Annotated in this window: 25 protein-coding genes; 11 read left to right on the top strand and 14 right to left on the bottom strand. The window is 61.0% G+C overall.

The features are described from left to right. Positions 1-22 precede the first annotated feature (22 nt). Positions 23-1,708 (top strand): chloride channel protein, encoded by a 1,686-nt coding sequence (locus G3256_RS06320; RefSeq protein ID WP_169640010.1) that lies wholly within the window; start codon positions 23-25, stop codon positions 1,706-1,708. Here G3256_RS06320 and G3256_RS06325 read toward each other — a convergent pair whose 3' ends face one another. The 5 genes from G3256_RS06325 to G3256_RS06345 form a co-directional block, all read right to left on the bottom strand. Then, positions 1,709-2,053: a DUF427 domain-containing protein gene (locus G3256_RS06325; protein WP_169640011.1), complete on the bottom strand. Its 345-nt coding sequence runs from the start codon at positions 2,051-2,053 to the stop codon at positions 1,709-1,711. 74 nt (positions 2,054-2,127) lie between these two features. Beyond that, entirely contained in the window at positions 2,128-3,918 is a 1,791-nt protein-coding gene (locus G3256_RS06330; protein ID WP_169640012.1) for an aminopeptidase P family protein, read from the bottom strand. Between the two features lie 53 nt (positions 3,919-3,971). Next, positions 3,972-5,852, bottom strand: coding sequence for a cobaltochelatase subunit CobT (gene cobT, locus G3256_RS06335; RefSeq protein WP_169640013.1), 1,881 nt, complete (start codon positions 5,850-5,852; stop codon positions 3,972-3,974). A 93-nt stretch (positions 5,853-5,945) separates the two neighbouring features. After that, positions 5,946-6,932, bottom strand: a complete 987-nt coding sequence (gene cobS / locus G3256_RS06340) for a cobaltochelatase subunit CobS (RefSeq protein WP_169640014.1) — start codon at positions 6,930-6,932, stop codon at positions 5,946-5,948. Positions 6,933-7,052: 120 nt separating this feature from the next. Beyond that, entirely contained in the window at positions 7,053-7,679 is a 627-nt protein-coding gene (locus G3256_RS06345; RefSeq protein ID WP_169640015.1) for a J domain-containing protein, read from the bottom strand. Between the two features lie 77 nt (positions 7,680-7,756). Between G3256_RS06345 and G3256_RS06350 the strand changes: the two genes are divergently transcribed. Beyond that, a complete protein-coding gene (locus G3256_RS06350) occupies positions 7,757-8,014 on the top strand; it encodes a BolA family protein (protein ID WP_169640016.1) in 258 nt (85 codons plus the stop codon). Positions 8,015-8,023: 9 nt separating this feature from the next. On the opposite strand, the gene G3256_RS06355 is transcribed toward G3256_RS06350, so the two are convergent. Together G3256_RS06355 and G3256_RS06360 are read right to left on the bottom strand one after the other, a co-directional pair. Further along, positions 8,024-8,530 carry a DUF4177 domain-containing protein gene (locus tag G3256_RS06355; protein WP_169640017.1) on the bottom strand — a complete coding sequence of 169 codons (507 nt, stop codon included), beginning with the start codon at positions 8,528-8,530 and terminating at the stop codon, positions 8,024-8,026. Positions 8,531-8,623: 93 nt separating this feature from the next. Continuing rightward, positions 8,624-9,124 carry a thioesterase family protein gene (locus tag G3256_RS06360; protein ID WP_169640018.1) on the bottom strand — a complete coding sequence of 167 codons (501 nt, stop codon included), beginning with the start codon at positions 9,122-9,124 and terminating at the stop codon, positions 8,624-8,626. A 155-nt stretch (positions 9,125-9,279) separates the two neighbouring features. Here G3256_RS06360 and G3256_RS06365 point away from each other — a divergent pair, with 155 nt between their 5' ends. After that, positions 9,280-9,501: a hypothetical protein gene (locus tag G3256_RS06365; protein ID WP_169640019.1), complete on the top strand. Its 222-nt coding sequence runs from the start codon at positions 9,280-9,282 to the stop codon at positions 9,499-9,501. An 85-nt stretch (positions 9,502-9,586) separates the two neighbouring features. Here the strand turns inward: G3256_RS06365 and gatB are convergent, their stop codons facing one another. The 3 genes from gatB to G3256_RS06380 all read right to left on the bottom strand — a co-directional run bounded on the left by gatB (position 9,587) and on the right by G3256_RS06380 (position 12,851). Beyond that, positions 9,587-11,098: an Asp-tRNA(Asn)/Glu-tRNA(Gln) amidotransferase subunit GatB gene (gene gatB / locus G3256_RS06370; protein WP_169640020.1), complete on the bottom strand. Its 1,512-nt coding sequence runs from the start codon at positions 11,096-11,098 to the stop codon at positions 9,587-9,589. Positions 11,099-11,203: 105 nt separating this feature from the next. Beyond that, positions 11,204-11,683, bottom strand: coding sequence for a hypothetical protein (locus tag G3256_RS06375; protein ID WP_169640021.1), 480 nt, complete (start codon positions 11,681-11,683; stop codon positions 11,204-11,206). 22 nt (positions 11,684-11,705) lie between these two features. Then, positions 11,706-12,851, bottom strand: a complete 1,146-nt coding sequence (locus G3256_RS06380) for a hypothetical protein (RefSeq protein ID WP_246227821.1) — start codon at positions 12,849-12,851, stop codon at positions 11,706-11,708. A gap of 275 nt (positions 12,852-13,126) precedes the next feature. Here G3256_RS06380 and G3256_RS06385 point away from each other — a divergent pair, with 275 nt between their 5' ends. Then, complete coding sequence (locus G3256_RS06385) at positions 13,127-13,897, top strand: transglycosylase SLT domain-containing protein (RefSeq protein WP_425501530.1); 771 nt, start codon at positions 13,127-13,129, stop codon at positions 13,895-13,897. Here the strand turns inward: G3256_RS06385 and G3256_RS06390 are convergent. Genes G3256_RS06390 through pepN form a run of 3 tightly spaced genes read right to left on the bottom strand, consistent with a single transcriptional unit; the run spans position 13,887 to position 17,606 of the window. Continuing rightward, complete coding sequence (locus G3256_RS06390) at positions 13,887-14,324, bottom strand: hypothetical protein (RefSeq protein ID WP_169640023.1); 438 nt, start codon at positions 14,322-14,324, stop codon at positions 13,887-13,889. The genes G3256_RS06385 and G3256_RS06390 overlap by 11 nt on opposite strands. Next, complete coding sequence (locus tag G3256_RS06395; RefSeq protein ID WP_169640024.1) at positions 14,314-15,054, bottom strand: SDR family oxidoreductase; 741 nt, start codon at positions 15,052-15,054, stop codon at positions 14,314-14,316. Before G3256_RS06395 ends, G3256_RS06390 begins: the two co-directional genes overlap by 11 nt. Then, positions 15,054-17,606, bottom strand: a complete 2,553-nt coding sequence (gene pepN, locus G3256_RS06400) for an aminopeptidase N (RefSeq protein ID WP_169640025.1) — start codon at positions 17,604-17,606, stop codon at positions 15,054-15,056. The genes G3256_RS06395 and pepN overlap by 1 nt, the downstream gene beginning before the upstream one ends. 107 nt (positions 17,607-17,713) lie before the next feature. On the opposite strand from pepN, the gene G3256_RS06405 reads away from it, so the two are divergent. From G3256_RS06405 to G3256_RS06425, 5 genes are all read left to right on the top strand, one after another. Continuing rightward, a complete protein-coding gene (locus tag G3256_RS06405; protein WP_169640026.1) occupies positions 17,714-17,920 on the top strand; it encodes a hypothetical protein in 207 nt (68 codons plus the stop codon). Between the two features lie 112 nt (positions 17,921-18,032). Next, positions 18,033-18,173 (top strand): DUF2256 domain-containing protein, encoded by a 141-nt coding sequence (locus G3256_RS06410; RefSeq protein ID WP_169640027.1) that lies wholly within the window; start codon positions 18,033-18,035, stop codon positions 18,171-18,173. 142 nt (positions 18,174-18,315) lie between these two features. Beyond that, positions 18,316-20,463 (top strand): malate synthase G, encoded by a 2,148-nt coding sequence (locus G3256_RS06415; RefSeq protein WP_169640028.1) that lies wholly within the window; start codon positions 18,316-18,318, stop codon positions 20,461-20,463. Positions 20,464-20,534: 71 nt separating this feature from the next. Further along, a complete protein-coding gene (locus G3256_RS06420; RefSeq protein ID WP_169640029.1) occupies positions 20,535-20,960 on the top strand; it encodes a GlcG/HbpS family heme-binding protein in 426 nt (141 codons plus the stop codon). A 136-nt stretch (positions 20,961-21,096) separates the two neighbouring features. Next, complete coding sequence (locus tag G3256_RS06425; RefSeq protein ID WP_169640030.1) at positions 21,097-21,873, top strand: gamma-glutamyl-gamma-aminobutyrate hydrolase family protein; 777 nt, start codon at positions 21,097-21,099, stop codon at positions 21,871-21,873. 12 nt (positions 21,874-21,885) lie between these two features. On the opposite strand, the gene G3256_RS06430 is transcribed toward G3256_RS06425, so the two are convergent. Continuing rightward, positions 21,886-22,638, bottom strand: coding sequence for an SDR family NAD(P)-dependent oxidoreductase (locus G3256_RS06430; RefSeq protein ID WP_169640031.1), 753 nt, complete (start codon positions 22,636-22,638; stop codon positions 21,886-21,888). Between the two features lie 117 nt (positions 22,639-22,755). Between G3256_RS06430 and G3256_RS06435 the strand changes: the two genes are divergently transcribed. Together G3256_RS06435 and G3256_RS06440 are read left to right on the top strand one after the other, a co-directional pair. After that, complete coding sequence (locus G3256_RS06435) at positions 22,756-23,130, top strand: VOC family protein (protein WP_169640032.1); 375 nt, start codon at positions 22,756-22,758, stop codon at positions 23,128-23,130. Continuing rightward, complete coding sequence (locus tag G3256_RS06440; RefSeq protein ID WP_169640033.1) at positions 23,127-23,576, top strand: methyltransferase family protein; 450 nt, start codon at positions 23,127-23,129, stop codon at positions 23,574-23,576. Before G3256_RS06435 ends, G3256_RS06440 begins: the two co-directional genes overlap by 4 nt. Positions 23,577-23,604: the final 28 nt, after the last annotated feature.

A 23,604-nucleotide genomic window follows, 5' to 3' on the forward strand; every position in this document is an offset into this window, starting at 1 on the left:
CAGACCCCAGGGCGGGCAACGGATGCCTGACAACGACCGCTCCTATATCTCAAGACAGTTCGACATGGCAGTCAGCTCCTGCCGTGACGGTCTCGTACACATCCGCAAGCACGGGCCGGGTCAGGTGCAGTTCTGGTTCATCGCGCTGGCGGTTGGTATCGCCGCCGGGTTTGCAGCGCTCTTTTTCCGAAAGGGTGTCAACAGCTTACAGACCTTCCTTTACGGGACCGAGGACGTGCGTCTGCTGCACAGCTTTGCGCAGTCCCTGCCGTGGTACATGATCCTGATCATTCCGATCTGCGGCGGGCTGGTGGTAGGACTGATCCTGCACAATTTCACCCGCGATGCACGCGCGCGCTCGGTGGCGGACGTCATCCATGGCGCTGCGATGCACGACGGGCGGGTCGAGACGCGGGCCGGGCTGGCCTCTGCCCTGGCCTCGATGATCACACTTGGCACCGGCGGGTCGAGTGGCCGGGAAGGACCGGTGGTGCACCTTGCGGCCGTGATCTCCACATGGGTCAACCGCCGCATGCATGCAGACGGGATCACCGGGCGCGATCTGCTGGGCTGTGCCGTTGCGGCGGCTGTTTCCGCGAGCTTCAACGCGCCGATTGCCGGGGCGCTCTTTGCGCTGGAGGTGGTGCTGCGCCACTTTGCCGTACACGCCTTTGCGCCGATTGTGATTGCAAGTGCAGCCGGTACGGTCATCAACCGCCTCGAATTCGGGGGCGTGACTGAGTTCACGCTGACCACCGTTAACGACGTGCAGTTCTATCAGGAGATGCCTGCCTATCTTCTGCTCGGGCTGGTCTGTGGGCTGGTGGCTGTGGCTCTGATGAAAGCCATCTTCTGGGCGGATGATTTCGGCAATCACGTTCAGGAACGTACCGGTCTGCCGCGCTGGCTGCGCCCGGCGGTTGCCGGTGCACTGCTCGGCGGGATCGCAATCTGGTATCCGCATATCATCGGGGTCGGGTATGAAACGACGTTCCTCGCCATGGACGGCCAGCTTTTCCTGCGGGATGCGATTGTCTTTGCGGTGATTAAAACCATCGCCGTGGCAGTGACCATGGCGGGGCGTATGGGCGGCGGGGTATTCTCGCCATCGCTGATGGTCGGCGCGCTGACGGGGCTGAGTTTCGGGCTGATCGCGACCAGCGTTTTCCCCGAGGTTTCCGGATCCATTTCACTTTATGCGCTCGCCGGGACGGGCGCTGTGGCGGCGGCCGTGCTGGGCGCGCCGATTTCGACAACGCTCATTGTGTTTGAGCTGACAGGAGACTGGCAGACCGGGCTGGCGGTCATGGTCGCGGTTTCGATGTCGACCGCTCTGGCCTCAAAACTTGTGGACCGCAGTTTCTTTCTCAGCCAGCTTGAGCGGCGCGATATCCACCTTGCGGCAGGCCCGCAGGCCTATCTGCTGGCTATGTTCCGGGTGAACGGTGTGATGCGCCCGCCCGATCATCCGCGTGCTGCCAGTGAAGAGGTTTGCTGGGACATGATCGGCGACGGCGTTTATGTTGATGCGACCGCCACGCTTGAAGCTGCAATGCCGCTCTTTGAAGCCGGCGTGCAGTTTGTTCCGGTGGTGTCTCTGAGCAAGGATGCGGCACCGCCTGAGTTACTGGGCGCGCTCTTTCATGTAGATGCTCTCAAGGCATACAACCGGGCGCTGGCGGCCACGGCGGCCGAAGAACACTCCTGATCAGATTTCTTCGACCGTCACATCGCCGGTGGTGTAAAAGGCCAGGTGATCTTTGATACGCGCAACGCCTTCTTTGGGGGTTTCATAAGACCACGCGACATCTTTCAGCGTAGTGCTTTTGGTGACGACCGAGAAATATGTGGCGTCCCCTTTATGCGGGCAGTGTGTGGATTTGTCGGTCTTGTCGAGGAAAGCCATGGCGATGTCATCCCGCGGAAAATAAATCACCGGCGGGTAGTCGCCCTCCACCAGTTCCAGCGCTTCGCTGCTCTCTCCCAGAACGGCGCCACCGGCCCTGACAGACCACGTGCCCGCAGATTTCCTTACGGTGATATGATCGGCCATGTCAGGTCTCCCCCCTTTGAATTTTAACGATATTCCGTCGCTCTGCACTTCAGAGCGATGATCGTGCCCGCAGCCTAGAGCGGTGCGGTGGCCGCATCCAACCATGTTTTCGCATCCGGGGATACCCGGGGGCCGATCTTTTCTGCCACTGCCGCGTGGTATGTGTTGAGCCAGTCGCGTTCGTCCGTGCTCAGCATCTCCCGCACCACCAGTCGCCGGTCCACGGGCACCCATGTCAGTGTCCGCCAGTCCAGCATGTTGCGGTGGGCGTCGCCGCCCGGCAGTTCAGGCGCGTCCTGCGCCACGATCAGGTTTTCGATGCGGATCCCGAATGCCCCTTCGCGGTAATAACCCGGTTCATTCGACAGGATCATCCCGGCCTCAATTGGCACGTGATTGATCCGGCTGAGGCGTTGCGGGCCTTCATGCACCGACAGATAGGCACCGACGCCGTGCCCGAGACCATGGTCAAAATCCTGCCCCGAAAGCCAGAGTGGCATGCGTCCGATGGCCTCAATATCACGCCCGGCCAGCCCCTGCGGCCAGCGCAGGCGGCTCATGGCGATCATGCCCTGCAGCACCCGGGTAAAGGCCGCGCGTGCCTCTTCGGGCACGTCACCGATTGCAATGGTGCGGGTTACATCGGTCGTGCCGTCAAGGTACTGACCGCCGCTGTCGAGCACGAGCAGATGACCGTCTTCAAGCGTGGCATCGGTCTCTTCGGTGACGCGGTAATGCATGATTGCGCCATGCGGGCCGGTGCCGGCGATGGTCTCAAAGCTGATGTCCTGCAACGCGTTGTCGTTACGGCGCAGGGCTTCCAGACGGCTGACCACCTGCGTTTCGGTGAGGCTGCCCGCGGGCTGCGCATCGAGCCAGGCCAGCAGTTCAACGACTGCCGCGCCATCGCGCAGATGTGCGGCTGCCGCCCCGGCGATCTCCGCCTCATTCTTGCGGGCTTTGGGCAGGGCGCAGGGCTCATCGCCCCAGACCACCCGGTCACCAAGAATGTCCGAGACCGCCACGGGCACGGTACCTTTGTCCAGCCGGACAGGTCCGTCCAGTCCGGCAACAAAGTTCTCGAAAGCGTCAGGGTTCTGCACGCTGACTTCCGGGCCGAAATGCCCGGTCAGCCCGTCGAGTTTTTCCGCCGCCATAAACAGCGCCACATGCCCGTTGTCGTGCAGCACGGCAAACCCCTGTGCGATAGGATTGCGCGGAATGTCCGAGCCACGGATGTTCAGCAGCCAGCAGATGGAATCCGGCAGAGTGATTACGGCCGCGCGGTGACCGGCATCGCGCAGATCTTCGGAAAGGCGTGCGCGTTTTGAGCCGTGGCTTTCTCCGGCAAATTCCATCGGGTGTACACGCACCGGGGCGCGGGGCGGAGCCGGCTGATCGTCCCAGACACGATCCGCCATATTTTCGCATGCGCGCATGTCTATGCCACGACCTTTCAGCGCACGCTCCAGCGTTTCGAGCTGGCCCGGGGTGTGCAGCCAGGGGTCAAACCCGACAGTGCCACCATCGGGCAACTGCTCTGCAAGCCAGGCACCCAGCGAGACCTCGGGCCAGGGCACCGGCGTGAATTCAGTCGCCACCTGGGATTTCACCTGCGTCCGGTACCGCCCGTCGATGAACACTCCCGCGATCCCGGTCAGGACCGCACAAAAGCCCGCCGATCCGGTAAATCCGGTCAGCCATGCAAGCCGCTCGTCATGCGCGGAGACATACTCGCCCTGATGCGCATCCGCGCGCGGCACAAGGAACCCGTCCAGCCCCTCAGCGGCCAGAACCTCGCGCAATGCGGCAAGGCGGGGCGGCCCCTGTTCCGGCCGTGCTGTGACTTTGAATGACTGAAACATGGGTCCCCCGGTTTCTTCTGGCTGAAATACTCCCGCCGGAGGCAGGTAAGACTTTATCCTGCGCGGCGGATACCCATCATGCGCGCCCGGGCCCGCGGATTGCTGTCGAAGAGTGCGGCAAGCTGTTCGGTCATCGCCCCGGCCAGCTGGTCCACATCCGTGATCGTCACCGCGCGGTCGTAATAACGCGTCACGTCATGCCCGATGCCGATGGCCAGAAGCTCGACCGCTTTGCGTTTTTCGACCATCGCAATGACGTCGCGCAGGTGTTTTTCCAGATAATTCGCAGGGTTCACCGACAGTGTGCTGTCATCGACCGGCGCACCGTCCGAGATCACCATCAGGATCTTGCGCGCCTCGGCGCGCATCAGCATCCGGCGGTGCGCCCATTCGAGCGCCTCACCGTCGATGTTTTCCTTCAGCAGGCCCTCTTTCATCATCAGACCCAGATTGGGCCGTGTCCGTCGCCAGGGCGCATCCGCTGATTTGTAGATGATGTGGCGCAGATCATTGAGCCGCCCGGGCTGCTGGGGACGGCCGTCATTAAGCCACGCCTCGCGCGCCTGACCGCCTTTCCAGGCGCGGGTGGTAAAGCCAAGGATCTCTACCTTCACGTTGCAGCGTTCCAGTGTGCGGGCCAGGACATCGGCACAGATCGCTGCGATGGAGATCGGGCGCCCGCGCATAGAGCCGGAATTGTCGAGCAGCAGCGTCACGACCGTGTCACGGAATTCGGTGTCTTTCTCGACCTTGAAGCTCAGCGGTGTCGTCGGGTTGGCGACAACACGTGCGAGGCGACCTGCGTCCAGCATGCCCTCTTCGAGATCAAACTCCCAGGAGCGGTTCTGCTGCGCCTGCAGACGGCGCTGCAGTTTGTTGGCCAGCCGGCTGACAGCGCCTTTCAGCGGTTCCAGCTGCTGATCAAGATAAGCGCGGAGGCGCTCCAGCTCTACCGGTTCTGCAAGCTCTTCAGCGCCGATTTCCTCATCGTGATCAGAGAGATAGACCAGATAATTCGGGTCCGCGTCCGAGGCAGGCTGCGGGGCGGGCGGCTCAAGCGGGGCCTCACCCTCAGGCATCTCGGCCTCTTCGCCCATCTCCTGATCGGCCATGTCGTCCATGGAGACCTGAGCCTGGGCTGCGTCCTGCTGTTCTTCCTGGGATTGTTCAGGGGAGGCATCGGCGTCCTCTTCATCCTGATCGTCCTGGCCGGTGCTGTCGGGTTCGCTGTCGTCTTCAGAGCTGTCCTCGGCGTCCTCTTCCTGATCCTCGTCAATCTGATCGGGGTCGTCGCCAAGCTGGTCGCCATATCCCAGATCCGAAATCATCTGGCGGGCGAACTTTGCAAAAGCCGACTGATCCGCCAGCGTCTCATCCAGGTTTTCGAGTGTGCCACCCGCCTGATCTTCGATGAACCCGCGCCACAGCTCCATGACATTCTGTGCGCCTGAGGGCAGATCACGCCCGGTTGCGAGGTGACGGATCAGATATCCTGCGGCCACAGACAGCGGCACGTCCGCTGCCTGGGTGACCTGATCATAGCCTTTGCGCAGGGATTCGTGGCCGATCTTGGCATCGATATTGCCGGCAGTGCCGGGCATGTCCCGGGCCCCCATCGCCTCGCAGCGGGCGGTTTCCATCGCCTCGTAAAGATCGCGCGCCATATCGCCCTGAGGCGCATATTTCGCATGGGTCTGGCCGTTGTGGTAGCGCCGGTTCAGAGCCAGTGCATCGGCCGTGCCGCGTGCCAGCAGCACTTCCTCGCGTGTCATGCGGCGGCTGACCTGCGGCAGGCGCATCGCGTCGCCGGACATTCCGGCGGGATCAACGGAATAGGAAACCGTCAGTTCCGGGTCATGCGCCATGACCTTCGTCGCTTCTCCCAGCGCCTTTTTAAAGGCGTCGGCGGGGTTGTCGGACTGTTTTTTGCTCATGCCGGAGCCCCCGACCGGTTTTTGCCGCAGGCGCAAAGGCCAGTCCCCCGTCCGGCGCGCCCGGCGCGCGTGCTGATGGCGGCGCGTGTCACCTTAACCGAGGCTCACGCTGGCCGCGCTTTCGGGCAGCTCTTCGTCAAAGAGGCGCTGATAGAATTCCGCCACAGTCTGGCGTTCAAGCTCGTCGCATTTGTTGAGGAAGGACAGCCGGAACGCATAGCCGATGTTGCGGAAGATCTCGGCATTCTGCGCCCAGGCGATCACTGTCCGGGGACTCATCACCGTGGAAAGATCCCCGTTCATAAAGGCCGTCCGCGTCAGGTCGGCGACCGTGACCATCTGCTTCACGGTCCTGCGACCCTTTTCGGTGTTGTAATGCGGGTTTTTGGACAGAACGATCGCGGTTTCAGCGTCGATGCTGAGGTAGTTCAGTGTTGCGACAAGGCTCCAGCGGTCCATCTGGCCCTGGTTGATCTGCTGCGTGCCGTGGTAAAGACCGGTCGTATCGCCCAGACCAACCGTGTTGGCGGTCGCGAAGATGCGGAAATAGGGGTGCGGTTCAATCACCTGGTTCTGATCGAGCAGCGTGAGTTTACCGTCTACTTCCAGCACGCGCTGAATCACGAACATCACGTCTGCACGGCCGGCATCGTATTCGTCAAAGACGATTGCGGTCGGGTTGCGGAGCGCCCAGGGCAGGATGCCTTCCTGAAAATCAGTGACCTGTTTGCCGTCTTTGAGCTTGATCGCGTCCTTGCCGATAAGGTCGATCCGGCTGATGTGGCTGTCGAGGTTCACACGCACCGCGGGCCAGTTCAGGCGCGCGGCGACCTGTTCGATGTGCGTCGATTTGCCCGTGCCGTGATAACCCTGGATCATCACGCGACGGTTGTGGGAAAACCCTGCAAGGATCGCCAGCGTGGTGTCGGGATCGAACTTGTAGGTGGTATCCAGATCCGGCACCCGGTCGCTGCCATCGGCGAAACCCTTAACAACCATATCGGTGTCGATGCCGAAGACCTCGCGCACGTTGATCTCTTCAGTGGGCTTGGTGTTGATGTCCAGTGCGCCGTCGGCCATGGGTGTCGTCCTTTGAAAGATGGTCTGTCCGGGCACGAATTGCCCGGGTCATCTGGTGCAACATATTGCGCCGGGGTGCAAGGGAAAGGGCCCGGGGCGGGGCCGCGGTTTCCGCTGGTTTCAGTCGCGGAAATTCCGGCTGCCTTTGATCTGGTCCCAGGCCCAGACAACTTCCTGCAGCTGTTCTTCCTGGCTTCGGTCGCCGCCGTTCATGTCCGGGTGCAGCACTTTGATAAGCGCTTTGTAAGCTTTGCGGACCTCGGGTTTGGTCCAGGTGTCTTTTGCCTCCAGGATCTCAATGGCGCGCCGTTCGGTCGGGGGCAGACGGCGCCCGGCCTGGGCACCACGCCCGGGGTTCTGCGTCGCATTGGCGCCCAGCACCTGATGAGGATCCTCAATGCCTAGCCGCGCCCAGGCACGCGCCTCCGGATCGCCCATCGGTTTTGTGTCGCGTTCCCAGACTTTGTCCTTGGACATCTGCGCGTTGAGTTCGGCCTCGGTCGTGCCGTCAAAGAAATTCCACTTAAGATTGTACTCGCGCACGTGGGCCTGGCAAAACCAGTAATAGTCGTCAAGGACATCGGGTGCGCGCGGTGCGCGGTATTTGCCGGCTTCGCCACAGCCTTCCTTGTCGCAGATGCGGGTCGATGTTTCCGACGCACCGGACATGCCCCGCCGTCCGCGCGGGTTTTTCTTTTTGGAGGAGGACACGGACATATCGAATCCGAAGGGATCGGGCTTTGGCATTTTTTGGCACCTATACGAGTCGAGGCCGCCTAGTTTAGACTGCACGCGAAAAGATTGAAGGGGGCGGAGACAAAAAAATGTCTAAACGACAAGAGATCGAAACAAGGTTACGTGAAGCCTTTGAGCCGACGCGGCTGGAGGTTGTCGATGACACAGAAAGCCATCGAGGCCACGCCGGATTCACCGAAGGCGTCGAGAGCCATTTTAATGTGGCCATCCGGGCGCCGGTCTTTCAGGACATGAACCGGCTGGCACGGCACAGGGCCGTTCACACGGCGCTCGGGCCTGAACTGATCGGAAAAATCCACGCACTCGCACTTGATGTAGGCGTTTAGCGTTGCGTCTCAGTTTCCTGATTTAAAATGATTTCTGCTGGCCGCAAGACGCATAAGCGCGTTTGAGATGCCGGAGACATCGCTGTGTTCTTCAACGCCATTGTCGCGCAGCATCCGGGTTGCACCCTCACTTTGTGAGGCATCATCATCGGGGCCTGCCGGTTGCGAATAGGGCATCGGGCGGGGAGGTTCGGCGCGTTTTTGCGGGGCGTCCGCCACCGGTGCGGGCGGGTATTTCACATCGAGCCGTTCGGTGGCCTGCAGGATCAGCGGCGAGCGCTCGGGGATCTGCCGGCGAAAGACCAGCATGTTGCGCCACTGTGTCCCGGCGGATTCCGGCCCGTCGCCGTCTGAGACCGGCAGAGTTTCTGCCCGCTGGTACTCCCAGCCCCGCATGCCCATGTCATTCATGAGGGTCTGCAGCGCATTTGCAAAGCGTGAATCCGCCGTGCTGAAACCCCTGGCCTTGAGGCCGCGGTCCGGCGCGGGAATGACCCTGTATTCGTATTGCGGCATGCTCAGCCTCTCAGACACCCGCGTTAACTATATCAACTGGCTGACCCATGGGAAAGACGCCATGCCCACGGTCGGGACCGCCCCGGCTCCCGGTTACTGCTTTCGTTTGATTCCGATGCTGCGTCCGGCGCGTTCGGGCCAGGGCAGATGCCCATGCGCCTTGTGCAGCGCCCGGACGCGCGCGAGAATATCGGTGGGCATCGGTGCGACGCGTGGCCCTGACTGATCAATATGCAGGCCCATGGATTCGCCCGTTGCTGCACACCAGCCGTCCGCATGGTGGATTTCCTGATAGATGTGAAAGCGTTTCTCGTCGAAATCCAGCAGCTGCAGGGTCACGATGACCGGATCTCCCTGGTGCAGCTCGCGCAGATAGCAGATGTGAAATTCGGCCGTGTAAGTGGTGAACCCGGTTTTCTGATACTCCGGACCGAACCCGAGCCCGGTGTAGATTTCATCGGCGGCCTCGTCAAAAAGAACGCCATAATAGGCCATATTCATATGACCGTTATAATCAAGCCATTCCGGGCGGACGGTCATAACAGAGGAGCGGAACGGGGCGACGTTCAGTGGATCTGAGATTTCTGACTGCATTCCTGACACTTAGGGCAGGTTGTGGTGTATGGCAAAACGTTTCAGGCCGGTGTGGCCGCGGGCAGATGAGATTTTTACGATCTCTTAAAGATGATCTGCCATTTTGTGGTCACAATCAGAGGCAAATATCCGGCCTGACTGATTGGGAAAATCTGATGAGAACAGCCGACGACCTTGTCCTGTCATACAACATCTCCGCGACCATGCGGCTGAACCCGGTGTTCCGTGAAAGCGACCCGGAGGTCACCCGAGCCAGGCTGCTTATTTGCGTAATTGCCTCCACATTTGTGCTGAGTGCGGTCACGGTTATGTATTCAGTGCTCGATCTGCCGGGGCCTGCGTTTTTATGGCAGCTTATCCTGTCGCTGTGCAGCTGAATCAGTGCAGAGCACAGCACGGATCTCCCACCAAAAAACAGGTGCAGGCTGTGAACCGCTCTCAAGCCGTGCGCCCGCGTAGCCGTCAGCCGGCGAGCTTTTGCGCGACCAGCTGGTTGACGACTTTCGGATTGGCTTTGCCACCCGTGGCTTTCATCACCTGACCCACGAACCACCCCGCAAGCTTGGGGTTTTCGCGGGCTTTGGCCACCTGATCAGGGTTTGCGGCGATAATCTCATCGACAGCGGCCTCAATGGCGCCGGTGTCGGTGACCTGCTTCATGCCTTCGGTTTCCACGATCTCAACCGGGTCGCGGCCGGTCGTGTAGCAGATTTCAAAGACATCCTTTGCAATCTTGCCTGAAATGGCATCCGAGGCGATCAGATCGACAATGCCACCGAGCTGCGCGGGCGTGACCGGGCTGCTGGCGATGTCTTTGTCATCCTTTTTCAGGCGGCCGAACAGTTCGTTGATGACCCAGTTTGCGGCCATCTTGCCATCGCGCCCCTGCGCCACGGCTTCGAAATACCCTGCACTGTCCAGATCGGCTGTCAGCACCGACGCGTCATAATCTGCGAGGCCGAAATCATTGATAAAGCGGGCTTTCTTTGCATCCGGAAGCTCGGGCAGGTCTGCGCTGATCTGATCGACCCAGGCCTGTTCAATTACCAGCGGCAGCAGATCGGGGTCTGGGAAATAGCGATAATCATGCGCTTCTTCCTTGGAGCGCATCGAGCGTGTCTCGTTCTTGTCCGGATCATAGAGGCGGGTCTCCTGGTCTACTTTGCCGCCCGCTTCAACAATGGCGATCTGGCGCCGCGCCTCGACCTCAATCGCGGCCTGAATAAAGCGCATGGAGTTCATGTTCTTGATCTCGCAGCGCGTGCCCAGATGGCCGAAATCCTGGCTGGCCTGATACTTCTCGTAATCACCGGGCCGGCAGATGGAGACGTTCACATCCGCACGCAGATTGCCGTTCTGCATATTGCCGTCGCAGGTCCCCAGATACCGCAGGATCTGGCGCAGTTTTACCACATAGGCCGCCGCTTCTTCGGGGCCGCGGATGTCAGGGCGCGAGACGATCTCCATCAGCGCAACACCGGTGCGGTTCAGGTCGACGAAGGACATATTCGGATCCATGTCGTGGATCGACTTTCCGGCGTCCTGTTCAAGGTGAATACGCTCAATCCGTACCAGCCGCGCGGTGCCGTCGCCCATCTCGACCAGTACTTCGCCCTCGCCGACGATCGGGTGGTAAAGCTGCGAAATCTGATAGCCCTGGGGCAGGTCCGGATAGAAGTAATTCTTGCGGTCAAAGGCGCTTTCGAGATTGATCTCCGCCTTCAGGCCCAGCCCGGTGCGCACGGCCTGCTCAACACAGAATTCGTTGATCACAGGCAGCATGCCGGGCATTGCGGCATCCACAAACGCCACATTGCTGTTGGGTTCTGCGCCGAATTTTGTCGAGGCGGCGGAAAAGAGTTTGGCTTTCGAGGTGACCTGAGCGTGGACTTCCATGCCGATCACCAGTTCCCAGTCGTGCTTTGCGCCGGCGATTACTTTGGGTTTCGGGGTGTCACTGGTCAGATCGAGCATGCCGCGCCTCATAGAGAAAAATGCACTGGCAGCGGGTTTAGATCACCCTGTGCAGGGTCGCAAGGGCGGGCGCGTTTTCGGCCGCTAAAATACCGGCCCGGTGTTTCAGCGCGCCGCCGGAAGGGCGGCCCAAGACAGTTTCAGCGTGCCTTCATCCGCGCAATTGAGCCGCGCGCGTGAGATCATCCGCGACTGCACCGTCCAGTTGTCGCGGATCCGCACGATCAGAACGGCACTGAAGGGTTCACTAAGGTCAAGCTCAACCGTGTTGTCAGGGCCATGCGGTGGCAGCACGCAGATCCGGATCACGCGCTCGGGATCGGGATCCTCACCGGAGACGGGCAGATCGTATTCAAGTGCGGCATGCACTTTGGCGATTGCGTCATAGACGGGAAGGTGTTCGCCTGTGGCCTCCCACCAGGCGCGCGCGCTGTGCAGCATATTTACGCTGAGGGCCGTCAGGGCGGCCATCGGATCAGAGGGCGTCGCGATGCAGGGCGTGCGGTCTTCACCGATCGCGGTGCGGTGCCATTCTATCCAGTCGCCGCTGTCCCAGTGGGCGGCATCTGCGGGGATCTGTCCCATAAACTGTTCCTTTCGTGCGGTGTCACAGCGGCGCCGTTACCGGCCCGTCTGCGGTGAATAGAATGCGCTGTCCGGCGCTGATTTCGGTGTCGAAGACAGACCGGATGGTGCGCAGCGCCACGGTCTCTCCGGCGCTGGCAAAGCGGCGGGGCGATCCGATGCTGATGTTGTTGTCAAAGCCCTGAGCCGCATGGGCCCAGATCAGCGGGTGCATTTCTGTCATGAAGCCGCGCACGATCCAGTCACAGCAGCCTGCAATAGCGGTGCGGGTGGCGTCGGCACGGGCATGCCCGCTCATCTGGCGGCCAAGTGATACAGCACACCACGCCGCCAGCAGATTGACCGTATGCTGGTCGGGCCGGCGGTCGAGAATATCGTGCAGCCCTTCGATGAAAAACTCCCGGTCAAGCTGCGCGCAGGCGGCATCATCATCGGCAAGTGCATCCATCATCACCCAGGCATAGCCACCGGCACCCCAGTTGGGGGTGAGCCGCGCAGCTGTTCTGCGCGCCTCCAGCTCCAGCTTTTCGCGGCTGCCGAACCAGCGCGGCGACAGGTAGGCACCAAGGCTGCGCATGGGCGCGGGGTTGTCGGGGTGCAGATCAATAAGCGTCTCGTAGTCGCGCACCAGTTCATCTGTCGTGCCCGCGCCGCGACCATGCAGCGCACAAAAGGCTGCTCTGATCAGCGGTGACCGGGAACTCTGCTCCCGGTACGGGCTGAGGATCTCGGCAGCACGGTCGAAATGCGCTTCAAATGCCTCTCGGTTGTCTTCCGGTACCTGTGCAGCTGTCACGGTGCCGCGCCAGGTCCAGCCGATGTCCATATGCGCCTGCGCCACTGTGACCGCGCGACAGGCGCAGGCCGGATGATCGGCGAGCATATGCTCGAGCGCTTCGATCCCGGAGATCAGAGGCGTGCTGCCGGCCGCGTTCTCGTCGGTGAGCGCATGTTCCACGGCCATCACCACATCCGCGCGTGCGCCAAAACACAAAAGCTCGGCCACAGGCATTCCGGCGGGTGTCGCGTCACGGGCCAGGTCGGCCCGCGCCATTTCGGCAACCAGATCCTCCCAGCGGTCCTGGCGGGCCAGAAACTGGCCGCGCTGGCGGTGGATGTCGCGCGCGTCTTCTTCGGCCGAGATGACCGGGCAGGGGATGTGCAGCACCTCCGCGCTCTGTCTTTGCGCCGGCGCGTCGGATACTGCGTCCCCGGAACGGGCGGCTCCGGGGGTGATCCTGGCCAGTGGCGGCACAGGATCAGGGGTCCCCCCCTTACGGGAAGGCCGGCGGTTTCCGGTAAGAATTGACAACAGCGACATTTAACCATTCCGGGAATGACAGAGGCCCCCAGGATGCGCGGGCAATCGGGCGAAAAGGCGGCGCCCGAAGGGTGACATCGCGTTGATTTCCCGCCGCCTGGTGCCCTTCAGGTGCCTTTTCCGTGGCATTGTCCGGCCTGCGGCAACGCACCGTTTCCTGCCGGTTTGCCGCGACGCTGGCGCCGCGACTTGCACCGGCCCGGCGCGCGGCGCAGTATCGCGCGATGATCCGACGTGCTTTCCTCCGATATTCTTCAGCGGCCTGCCTGGCGCTTATGACAGCCGGCGCGGTCCCGGCCGGTGCCACGGGATCCGACGCCCGCGCACTGCCACAGATGCGGTGGCATCACACCGACAACAGCGCGCTCTGGAATGCAGCTGCCCTTGATGCACTGCGCACCCACGGGCGCGAGCTTGTTGAGATGGTGCCTGCCGATATCGGCGAATGGTGTCCGCTTTATCCGATTGCGGACACTGCCGGGCGCGAGGCATTCTGGGTCGGTTTCATGTCGGCACTGGCCAAGCATGAGAGCACCTGGCGGCCCCGTGCGGTCGGCGGAGAGGGCCGGTGGTACGGACTTTTGCAGATATCTCCGGCCACAGCGCGCGGATATGGCTGTCGGGCAGGCACGGGCGAAGCACTCAAACGGGGCGGCGAAAACCTGAGTTGCGCTGTGCGGATCATGGCCTCAACGGTGCCGCGCGATGGTGTCATTGATCATCGCGATACACGATGGCGGGGGGTGGCCGCTGACTGGGGGCCGCTGCGGGTGCCGCGTAAGCGCAATGAAATGGCTGCATGGACCAGGGCGCAGCCCTTTTGCCTCGCGCCGCTTATCCCGGCGAAACGGCCCGGACGCACGCCGGTCATTCCTGAGCCTGTCAGCCGATAAGCGAAAAGTGGTGGCGCTCTGACGCGATCCCGCGGGCGGCAAAAGCCTGCTCCAGCGCCTCATGCGGTGGTGTGCATTCATAGGGCAGACGGATTTTGCGGCCCTCATGCGGGATCAGTGTCGCCCGCACCGAGAAATCGAGCCGCGTATCGAGACGGAGTTTCGCAAGTTCGCTCAGCGTCATCTTAGCCTCCCGGCGGCCTGAGAACCAGCGCACGGTACTGTCATCAAGATCAAGCCCCGCCTCGGGGTTGCTGATCAGTTCCCAGATCGCGGGCAGGCTGAAAAACCCGATAATCGCCACCAGCCACCATGCCGCATCCAGAAGGACGATCGCAGCCAGCAGGGCCAGCCACACCAGACCAACAGTCAGCAGGGCCGCACGGCTGCGCCCCCGCCGGCGATACTGAAATGTCTCAGCGGCCACCTGTCACATCCAGGGTTGATCCCGTTACATAACTTGCATCGTCGGACACAAGCCACATGATCGCCTGAGCGACCTCATCCGCCGAGCCCTTGCGTTTCATCGGCACCATATGCGCCAGTTTATCCGCGCGGCCGGGCTCGCCGCCTTTGGCGTGCAGTTCGGTTTCAATCAGCCCCGGACGGATCGCCATAACGCGGATATTATCTGCGGCAACCTCGTCCGACAAACCTTTGGTAAAGCAGTCTATCGCAGCTTTCGATGCTGCATAATCGACGTACTGGTTTCCCGAGCCAAGACGCGCGGCCGCCGAGGAGATATTCACGATGACGCCCCCCTTGCCCTGTGCCTGCATCCGAACGACGGCCTCTTTGGCTACCAGCATGGCGCCGATGACATTGATGTCGAACATCCGTTTGAGGCGTGCGTGGTCCATTTCTGTCAGCTTTGCCGTCTGGTCAACGACGCCTGCGTTGTTAATCAGCGCATCAAGTCGCCCGAAGTCCTCGTCGATCTGTGCATACATGGCGGCGATATCTGCGGGGTCGGCCACATCGCCCTGGCACAGGATGACATCGGCGCCCCCGGACCTACAGTCGGCGGCAACCTTTTCTGCCTCAGATGCGCTGGAGCGATAGCTGAGTGCGAGGTCATACCCGCGCGCGGCTGCGATGCGGGCACAGGAGGCGCCGATGCCGCTGGAGCCGCCGGTTATCAGAAGGACAGGTTTCATCAGGAATTTCCTCGGATTCTGGTAAGCATTTCAGTCGTATCCCGCGACAGATCCGGTGTGGCCAGGATCCGGTCCAGTTCAGCTGCAATCAGCGTCTGGCGGGCATCGTCATACCGCCGCCAGGTCTGGAACGCTGAACACATGCGCGCCGTGGTCTGCGGGTTCACCGGATCCAGACGAATGAGCCAGTCGGCCAGCAGGTGGTACCCGGCGCCGTCTTTTGCGTGAAAGCCTGGGTGATGGCCGGCAAGTGCTCCCATGACCGAGCGGAACCTGTTGGGGTTTTTCCAATTGAAATCAGGGTGCTCTGTCAGCCTGGCTGCGATTTTCGCGGTCTGATCAGGTCTGGATGCCACCACCTGCAGCGCAAACCATTTGTCCATCACAAGGCGATCGTCTTTCCACTCCGCTTCAAAGGCGGCAAGGGCATCGTCGCCATTGCCGGCTTCCAGCATCACGCTCAGTGCGGCGAGCTTCTGGGTCATATTGTCTGCGGCGGCGTATTGCCTGGCTGCCTGAGCGCCGCCATCGAGGCGGCCCAGCAGTGCAAGCATGGCGTTGGCCAGAGCGCGGTGTCCGGCCTGACGGGCATCGGGACTGAAAGGCTCAGTGACCTGATGGGCGGCGTAAACCGGTTGTGCCAGATCACCCAGATGCGCGGCCCGCGCATCGCGCATCGCCTCGGTGGCCGCATAAATCGCATCGGGATCCGGGGTTGTGCCTTCTTTGTGCAGGGCTGTTGCAAGGTCCGACTGGCCGGGCAGGCCGAGCATCAGGGCACGATAGGCCGGATCAAGCGTGTCGTCCTGTAACGTCACGCGCATCCCGTCCATATATGCGGGATCCGGTGCGGCCCCGGTACGGATCGCGTTCAGCAGACTGTCGCGGGCGATGCTGCGCCCCGCTTCCCATCGGTTGAACGGGTCGGTGTCATGCGCCAGCAGAAAGGCGCGATGCGCCACCGGCAGATCGCTTTCCAGTACAACGGGCGCGGAAAAGCCGCGCATCACAGACGGCACCGGCCGTGCGTCGAGACCTTCAAAGCTGAAGCTTTGCGTTGCTTCGGTCATTTCCAGAACCTGTGTCGGCACCGCCTCACGACCGTCCGGCGCCAGCAGACCTGCGGCGATCGGGATCACCTGCGGCAGTGGATCGGGTGTCGCGTCTGATGGCTTAAGGCTTTGCGTAAAGATCAGGGTATAAACACCTGAATTCCATTCTTCTTCTACCTTCAGTGTGGGTGTTCCGGCCTGGCTGTACCAGCGCATGAACTGTGTCAGATTGCGCCCGGTCTGATCCTCAAATACCCGCAGCCAGTCTTCGATGGTGCAGGCCTCGCCGTCATGGCGGTCAAAATACAGATCAACCGCCTTCGAGTAGGCGTCGGCACCGACAAGGCAGCGCAGCATTCTGATGAGTTCTGCACCCTTTTCGTAAACGGTTGCAGTATAGAAATTGTTGATTTCCTGAAAGCTTTCCGGTCGTACCGGATGCGCAAGCGGGCCCTGATCTTCCGCAAACTGGCGCCCTCGCAGGTCAATGACATCCGAAATTCGTTTCACCGGCGCCGAGCGCATATCAGAGGTGAACTGGCTGTCGCGGTAAACGGTCAGCCCTTCTTTGAGGCAGAGCTGGAACCAGTCGCGGCAGGTAATCCGGTTACCAGTCCAGTTGTGGAAATATTCATGCGCAATAATTGCCTCGATCCGCTCAAAATTCATATCGGTCGAGGTATCCGGCGAGGCGAGCACGGCTGAGGAATTAAAGACGTTCAGCCCCTTGTTTTCCATGGCACCCATGTTGAAGTCGTCCACGGCCACGATATTAAAAATATCGAGGTCGTATTCGCGACCGTACACATCTTCGTCCCATTTCATGCTGTCCTTCAGGGCCTGCATGCCAAATTCGCATTTCCCTTCATCGCCAGGCCGGACCCAGAGGTTCAGTTCAACCTCTCGCCCGGATTTCGTCGTGAATGATCCGGGGTGGTTGTGCAGTTCTCCCGCCACCAGCGCAAAGAGATAAGCAGGTTTGGGCCAGGGATCGTGCCAGCTTGCCTGGTTTTCCGACCGGTTCACCGGATTGCCGTTGCTTAGCAGGACAGGGTGAGGGCCGTGGATGTGGACCGTAAAGACACTCATCACATCCGGACGATCGGGGTAATACGTGATTTTGCGGAACCCTTCGGCCTCGCACTGGGTGCAGTACATTCCGCCCGACATGTAAAGCCCCTCAAGAGCAGTATTGCCGGCGGGGTCGGTTTCCACCTCAGCCTCCCAGATAAACGGACGGTCAGGCACGGCACATGTCAGGCCGTCGTCGGTGATGTCCGGTTCTGCCGGGGCGCCGTCGATGCGCGCTGAGATCAGTTTCAGATCTTCGCCATGCAGAAAGAACCGCCCGTCACCGTTCGGCCTGGGCGCAAACGCAATACGGCTGGCGACGCGCGTGCGGTTCGGATGCAGCGTAAAAGTCAGTTCGACCGAGATAACGTCAAACCCGAAAGGTCTGTAATCGCTCAGGTAAATTGTCGTGGGAGCTGCATCTCTCATGGGGGCCTGCATATTTAATGTTGGAACAGTTTGCTGGGCTGAACGTTAGGTCTGTAAGCACGTGGCTGCAAGCTGTGACCACAAGCAGTAAACGAAAAGGAGACTTCATGTCTGCGCCCGACACAAATATTGAAAAGCAACAGAAACGGCATCGCCCGGCCCTGTGGGGCATCAAGGGTGCGATGATTTTTGGTTTTCTTATGATCATCCTGCTCTTTGTCTATGTGAGCATGTACGCAGGCGAGGAGAGTGCTGACGCGGTGACCAACATCAACGGCAGTGAGGCTGGAGTGGTTATCAACACCGACGGTTAAGAGTCTCCGCCTTTATCTTCGTACCGCCTCGTGCTTCGCGCACGGGGCGGTTTTGCGTTATGCTGCTAAAAAATCCAGTCGGACAGCGTCAGAACACATCATGCCGGGAAAAATGAAGCGCAAATCTGATCTGCCGCAGAAAGTCTGCGCGACCTGCGGCAGACCGTTTTCATGGCGGCGCAAATGGCAGGCCGTGTGGGACGAAGTACGCTATTGTTCGGACCGCTGCAGGCGGGCACGCGGCAAAGACTGATCGCGCTGGCCCGCTGCCTGCCGGGTGTTTGCGCAAACACACTGCCCTTGGCGGCGATTTGGCCCTGCGGACGTTGCCTTGTCCGGCGCGGCGTTCTAGATGGGCGGGATACAACGGTATACGCAAATTCCACGGAGATATCATGGCACAGCGAACCGAGCGCAGCGGACTGCAGGTCAGCCCGGAACTTGCAGCTTTCATCGAAGAAAAAGCGCTGCCCGGTACAGGCGTCGAGGCCGGCGCTTTCTGGTCGGGGTTCTCGGAACTGGTGCATGAAGCGGGCCCTGAGAACAGGGCGCTGCTGGAAAAACGCGAGGCCCTGCAGGAAAAGATTGATACCTGGCACCGCGAACGCAGGGGTCAGGCACATGACCACACGGCCTATGTCGCGTTTCTGCGTGAGATCGGATATCTTCTGGCCGAAGGGGATGATTTTGAGATCGACACGGCAAATGTTGACGCCGAGATTGCGACTGTCCCCGGACCACAACTGGTCGTGCCGATCACCAATGCACGCTATGCCCTGAACGCGGCCAACGCACGCTGGGGCAGTCTTTATGACGGGTTTTACGGCACCGACGCGATGGGCAGCGCCCCTCCTTCCGGACGGTACGATCAGGGGCGCGGCGCACGGGTTGTCGCGCGGGCACGCGTGTTCCTTGACGAAGCTTTTCCGATTGAAATGACGAGCCATGCGGATGCGCGCCGCTATCACGTGTCCGGCGGCGCCCTGCTGATTGATGACCGGCCCCTGGCGGAGCCGGAGAAATTCGTGGGCTATACCGGGCACCCGCGGGCCCCCGACAGTGTGATGCTGCGCAATCACGGGCTGCATGTTGAGCTTATCTTTGACCGCACCCACCGGATCGGCAGCCGTGATCAGGCGGGCCTTGCGGATGTGCAGCTCGAGAGTGCGATTTCCGCGATTATGGATTGTGAGGATTCGGTTGCCTGTGTCGATGCTGAAGACAAGGTTCAGGCCTATGGCAACTGGCTGGGTCTGATGCGCGGTGATCTGGAAGACACCTTCGAGAAGGGCGGCAAAACGCAGACACGGCGTCTCAGGTCCGACAGGGTGATCACCGGACCCGACGGCAGTGATGTCACAATCCGCACGCGGGCGCTGATGCTGGTGCGCAATGTGGGCCATCTGATGACCAATACCGCGATCCTCGACCGGGACGGCAACGAGGTGTTCGAAGGCCTGATGGACGCGATGGTCACAACGCTGATTGCGATGCACGATCTTCAGCGTGACGGCGGCAATTCACTGGCCGGATCGGTCTATGTGGTTAAACCCAAGATGCACGGACCGGATGAGGTGGCCTTTGCCGACCGGACGTTTACAGCGGTGGAAAAGGTTCTCGGGCTGCCGCAAAACACGGTCAAACTGGGCATCATGGATGAGGAGCGGCGCACGTCGGTGAACCTCAAAGAGTGCATCCGGGCGGCGAAATCGCGTGTGGCCTTTATCAATACCGGGTTTCTGGATCGCACCGGCGATGAGATTCACACTTCGATGGAGGCGGGTGCTTTCAGCCGCAAAGATTTCATCAAGCGCAAGGCCTGGATCACAGCCTATGAAAACCAGAATGTGGATATCGGGCTGGAATGCGGTCTGAGCGGGCGCGCGCAGATCGGCAAAGGCATGTGGGCAATGCCGGATCTGATGGCGGCGATGCTTGAGCAGAAGATTGAACACCCGAAATCCGGTGCCAACTGTGCCTGGGTGCCGAGCCCGACGGCAGCGACTCTGCATGCGCTGCATTATCACAAGGTCGATGTCTTTGCAGTGCAGAAGCAACTCAGGGCAGGCGGGCGCCGGGCTTATGTCGATACGGTGCTGAACATCCCGCTCGCCGAATATCAGAAATGGACGGATGCGCAGAAAATGCGCGAGGTCGAGAACAATGCCCAGGGGATACTGGGCTATGTGGTGCGCTGGGTCGATCACGGTGTGGGCTGTTCCAAGGTGCCCGATATGAACAACGTCGGCCTGATGGAAGACCGCGCGACCTGCCGGATTTCCGCACAACACATCGCCAACTGGCTGCACCATGACATTGTCGATGCGCAGGATGTGATGGCCGCGATGCGGCGGATGGCGGCCGTGGTGGATGATCAGAACGCGTCTGACCCGACCTACACGCCCATGGGCCCTGATTTTGACGGGATTGCCTTTCAGGCAGCCTGCGATCTGGTATTCAAGGGCAGGGTGCAGCCGTCCGGATATACCGAACCTGTGCTGCACGCGCGGCGTCTTGAACTGAAAGAGGCGCAGGGAAACTAACCGCTGCGGGGGCTGTCGGCCTCCGGAGGCCACCGGGACATTTTTCCGGCCGGAAGAAAAAAGGGAGAGACATGTCTGTATCACTGAGAAAAGCGCGGACGATTATCCGCAAAACGCTGGAAAAAGGCCGGGAGATGGAACTCAAACCGCTGTCGGTGGTGGTTCTGGATGCCGGCGGGCATGTGCAGGCGTTCGAACGTGAAGACGGAGCCTCGCCCGGTCGTTTCGGGATCGCGCAGGGCAAGGCTTACGGCTCAATCATGCTGGGGCTGCCGGGATCGGCACAAAAGGCGCGGGCCGATGAGCAGGCTTATTTCATGATTGCCATGAACGGGGTCTATGACGGCAAAGTCGTCCCTGTGCCCGGCGGCATTCTGATGCGTGACCGCAAGGGCGTTATCATCGGCGCGGTGGGTGTCACGGGTGATACCTCCGACAATGACGTGATCGCCGGTCTTGCGGGGATTGCCGCTGCAGGTCTTACAGGAGACGCCTGAGCCACAGGGTCTGCCCGAAAATCCGCCTGAAGGCCGCATTTTGCATCTGCGCACAGGTTTCTGCGCGCAGACAGGCTGTTATCATGCGCTGCGTTCTCTTATATCACGGAAGGGGGGAACACAGGAGAGCACCCGGATGGCACGCCCAGTTGTTGGCATCATCGGCAACCGTTATCTGCTGAACGATCAGTATCCCGCCCATGCCGGCGGGGCAATGAATTCCGAGGCAGTGTCGGAAGTATCGGACTGTATGCCGCTGCTAATACCGGCGGATCCGCGGTTTGTCTCCGTCGCCGATCTGCTGGAGCGCTGCGACGGTTTTCTCTTTACCGGCGGGCGGCCCAACGTACACCCTGAAGAATATGGCGAGCCGCCCACCGAGGCGCATGGCGAGTTTGACCGAGCGCGCGATGCCGTGGCACTGCCGCTCATCCGCGCCTGTGTGCAGAGCGGACAGCCGTTTCTGGGCATCTGTCGCGGGTTTCAGGAAGTGAACGTCGCTATGGGCGGCACGCTTTATCCCGAAATCCGTGAACTGCCCGGGCGTATGAACCACCGCATGCCCCCCGACGGCACACTTGAGGAAAAATTCGAACACCGCCACACGGTCTCCTTTACCGAAGGCGGGCCCTTTCACCGTCTGATGGGGGCCTCTGAGGTCATGACAAACACGCTGCACGGGCAGGGCATAAAATCGTCCGGGCAGCGGGTGATTGTCGACGGTGTGGCCCCTGACGGCACGCCCGAGGCCATCTTTATCGCGGATGCGCCGGGCTTTACGCTGTCGGTGCAGTGGCATCCGGAATACAGGGCCTCGCAGGATCCGGTATCGCGTCCGTTGTTCGCGGCCTTCGGGGATGCTGTCCGGTCCTGGGCGCAAAGCCGCACGCCGCTGCCGGCTCAGGTCGCCTGACGCATACGAGCGCTACATCTGGCCGCCGGCGATTTCGATGGCCTGACCGTTCACGCTTTCCGATCCTTCAGAGACCAGCCACAGGGCTGCCGCTGCGACCTCATCGGGGTGAATGAGCCGGTTGTGGCGGTTGGCCGAGATCATGATATCGCGCGCTTTGTCTTCGCTGACGCCTGCGCGCTCTGCGATTGAGGCGGTGTTGCGCGTCACGATCGGCGTGTCCACATAGGCAGGACAAAGCGCGTTAAAGGTGATGGAACGGCCCAGATAATCTTCGCTGAGCGCCCGGATCAGCCCAACCAGCCCGTGTTTCGTCGCCGTATAGCACGACGCGCCCTGCAGCCCGCGCAGACCGGCAATTGATGAAATGCCGATCACCCGCCCCCAGTCTTCGTGGCGCATGGTTTTCAGCGCCTCGCGGATCGTGAGAAAGGCTCCGTCGAGGTTGGTCGACATCATATTGCGCCAGAAATCCATGTCGGTTTTGTGCAGCGCGCGGCCTTCGGCGATACCGGCATTGGCCACGCAAATCTGCACCGGCCCGCGGGCGTCGGTGGCCCGGGCAAACGCAGCAATGACGTCTTTTTCGTCGCGGACATCCATCGCAAGGGCATGCAGGCCCTTGCCGGCGACGTCTTCAAGTACCTCCTTGCGCCGCCCGGTGATTGTCACCTCACAGCCCTCTGTCGTCAGTTTCCTGGCGATTGCGAGGCCGATGCCTGTGCCGCCTCCGGTTACAACTGCGTGTTTGCCCTTCAGTGTCATAAGCCCTCTCCGTTATCGCCCCGCCCAGATTAGGGGGGTGCGCGCCAGGCGCAAGCAGCCAGGTGCAATCAGATGCCGGGCGGTTTATGCTGTCCGGTGAGAAGGCGGGAGGCTGAGATGGCGAAAGTGACCGGGATTGGTGGCGTGTTTTTTCGGGCGGCGGACCCGGCGGGGCTGGCCGCATGGTATGAAAAGCATCTGGGCGTGACGCCGGTGCCGCAGGACTATGATCAGCCGGTCTGGACCCAGGCAGCCGGCCCCACCGTTTTCGCGCCATTTGATCAGACGACAGAATACTTCGGAAAAAACACGCAGGCCTTTATGGTGAATTTCCGGGTTGATGATCTTGATGAAATGGTGGCCGATCTGAAGGCTGCGGGCATTGAGGCCAGTCTTGATCCGCAAAGCTATCCGAACGGCCGCTTCGCGCGGCTGCATGATCCTGAAGGCAATCCCGTAGAGCTTTGGGAACCTGCGGAGGCTGTGAAGTGAAACAGTTCGATCTGCCGCCTCTGTGGCTTGCGTGCTTTGCGGTGGTCGCCTGGTGGCAGGCGCAGGTTCTGTCGCTGGGGCTGACCCTCGCGCATCCCGTGACCTCGCTGATTGCCGGGTTGCTGATCGGCGCCGGGATGGTCCTGACTCTGCTGGCGGCGATGGAGTTTCGCCGCGCGCGCACCACGATCATCCCGCACCGAGAGCCTGCACAGCTGATCACCAGTGGTATTTTCAGCAAAACGCGCAATCCGATCTATCTCGCGGATGTGCTTATCCTGGCAGGGCTCTGCCTGTGGTTTGACGCTGTTCTGTCGCTGGTGCTGGTGCCGGTGCTGGCCGTTATTCTCGAACGACGGTTCATTGTGCCGGAAGAAAACCGGCTGCGGCGGTTGTTCCGGGCGGATTTTGCACGCTATGCTGAAAAAACCGGCAGGTGGGTCTGAAATCCGGGCAGGCGTGAGCGCTCACAGG

The sequence above is a fragment of the Roseobacter ponti genome, from assembly GCF_012932215.1.
GTDB classification, from domain to species: Bacteria; Pseudomonadota; Alphaproteobacteria; order Rhodobacterales; family Rhodobacteraceae; genus Roseobacter; species Roseobacter ponti.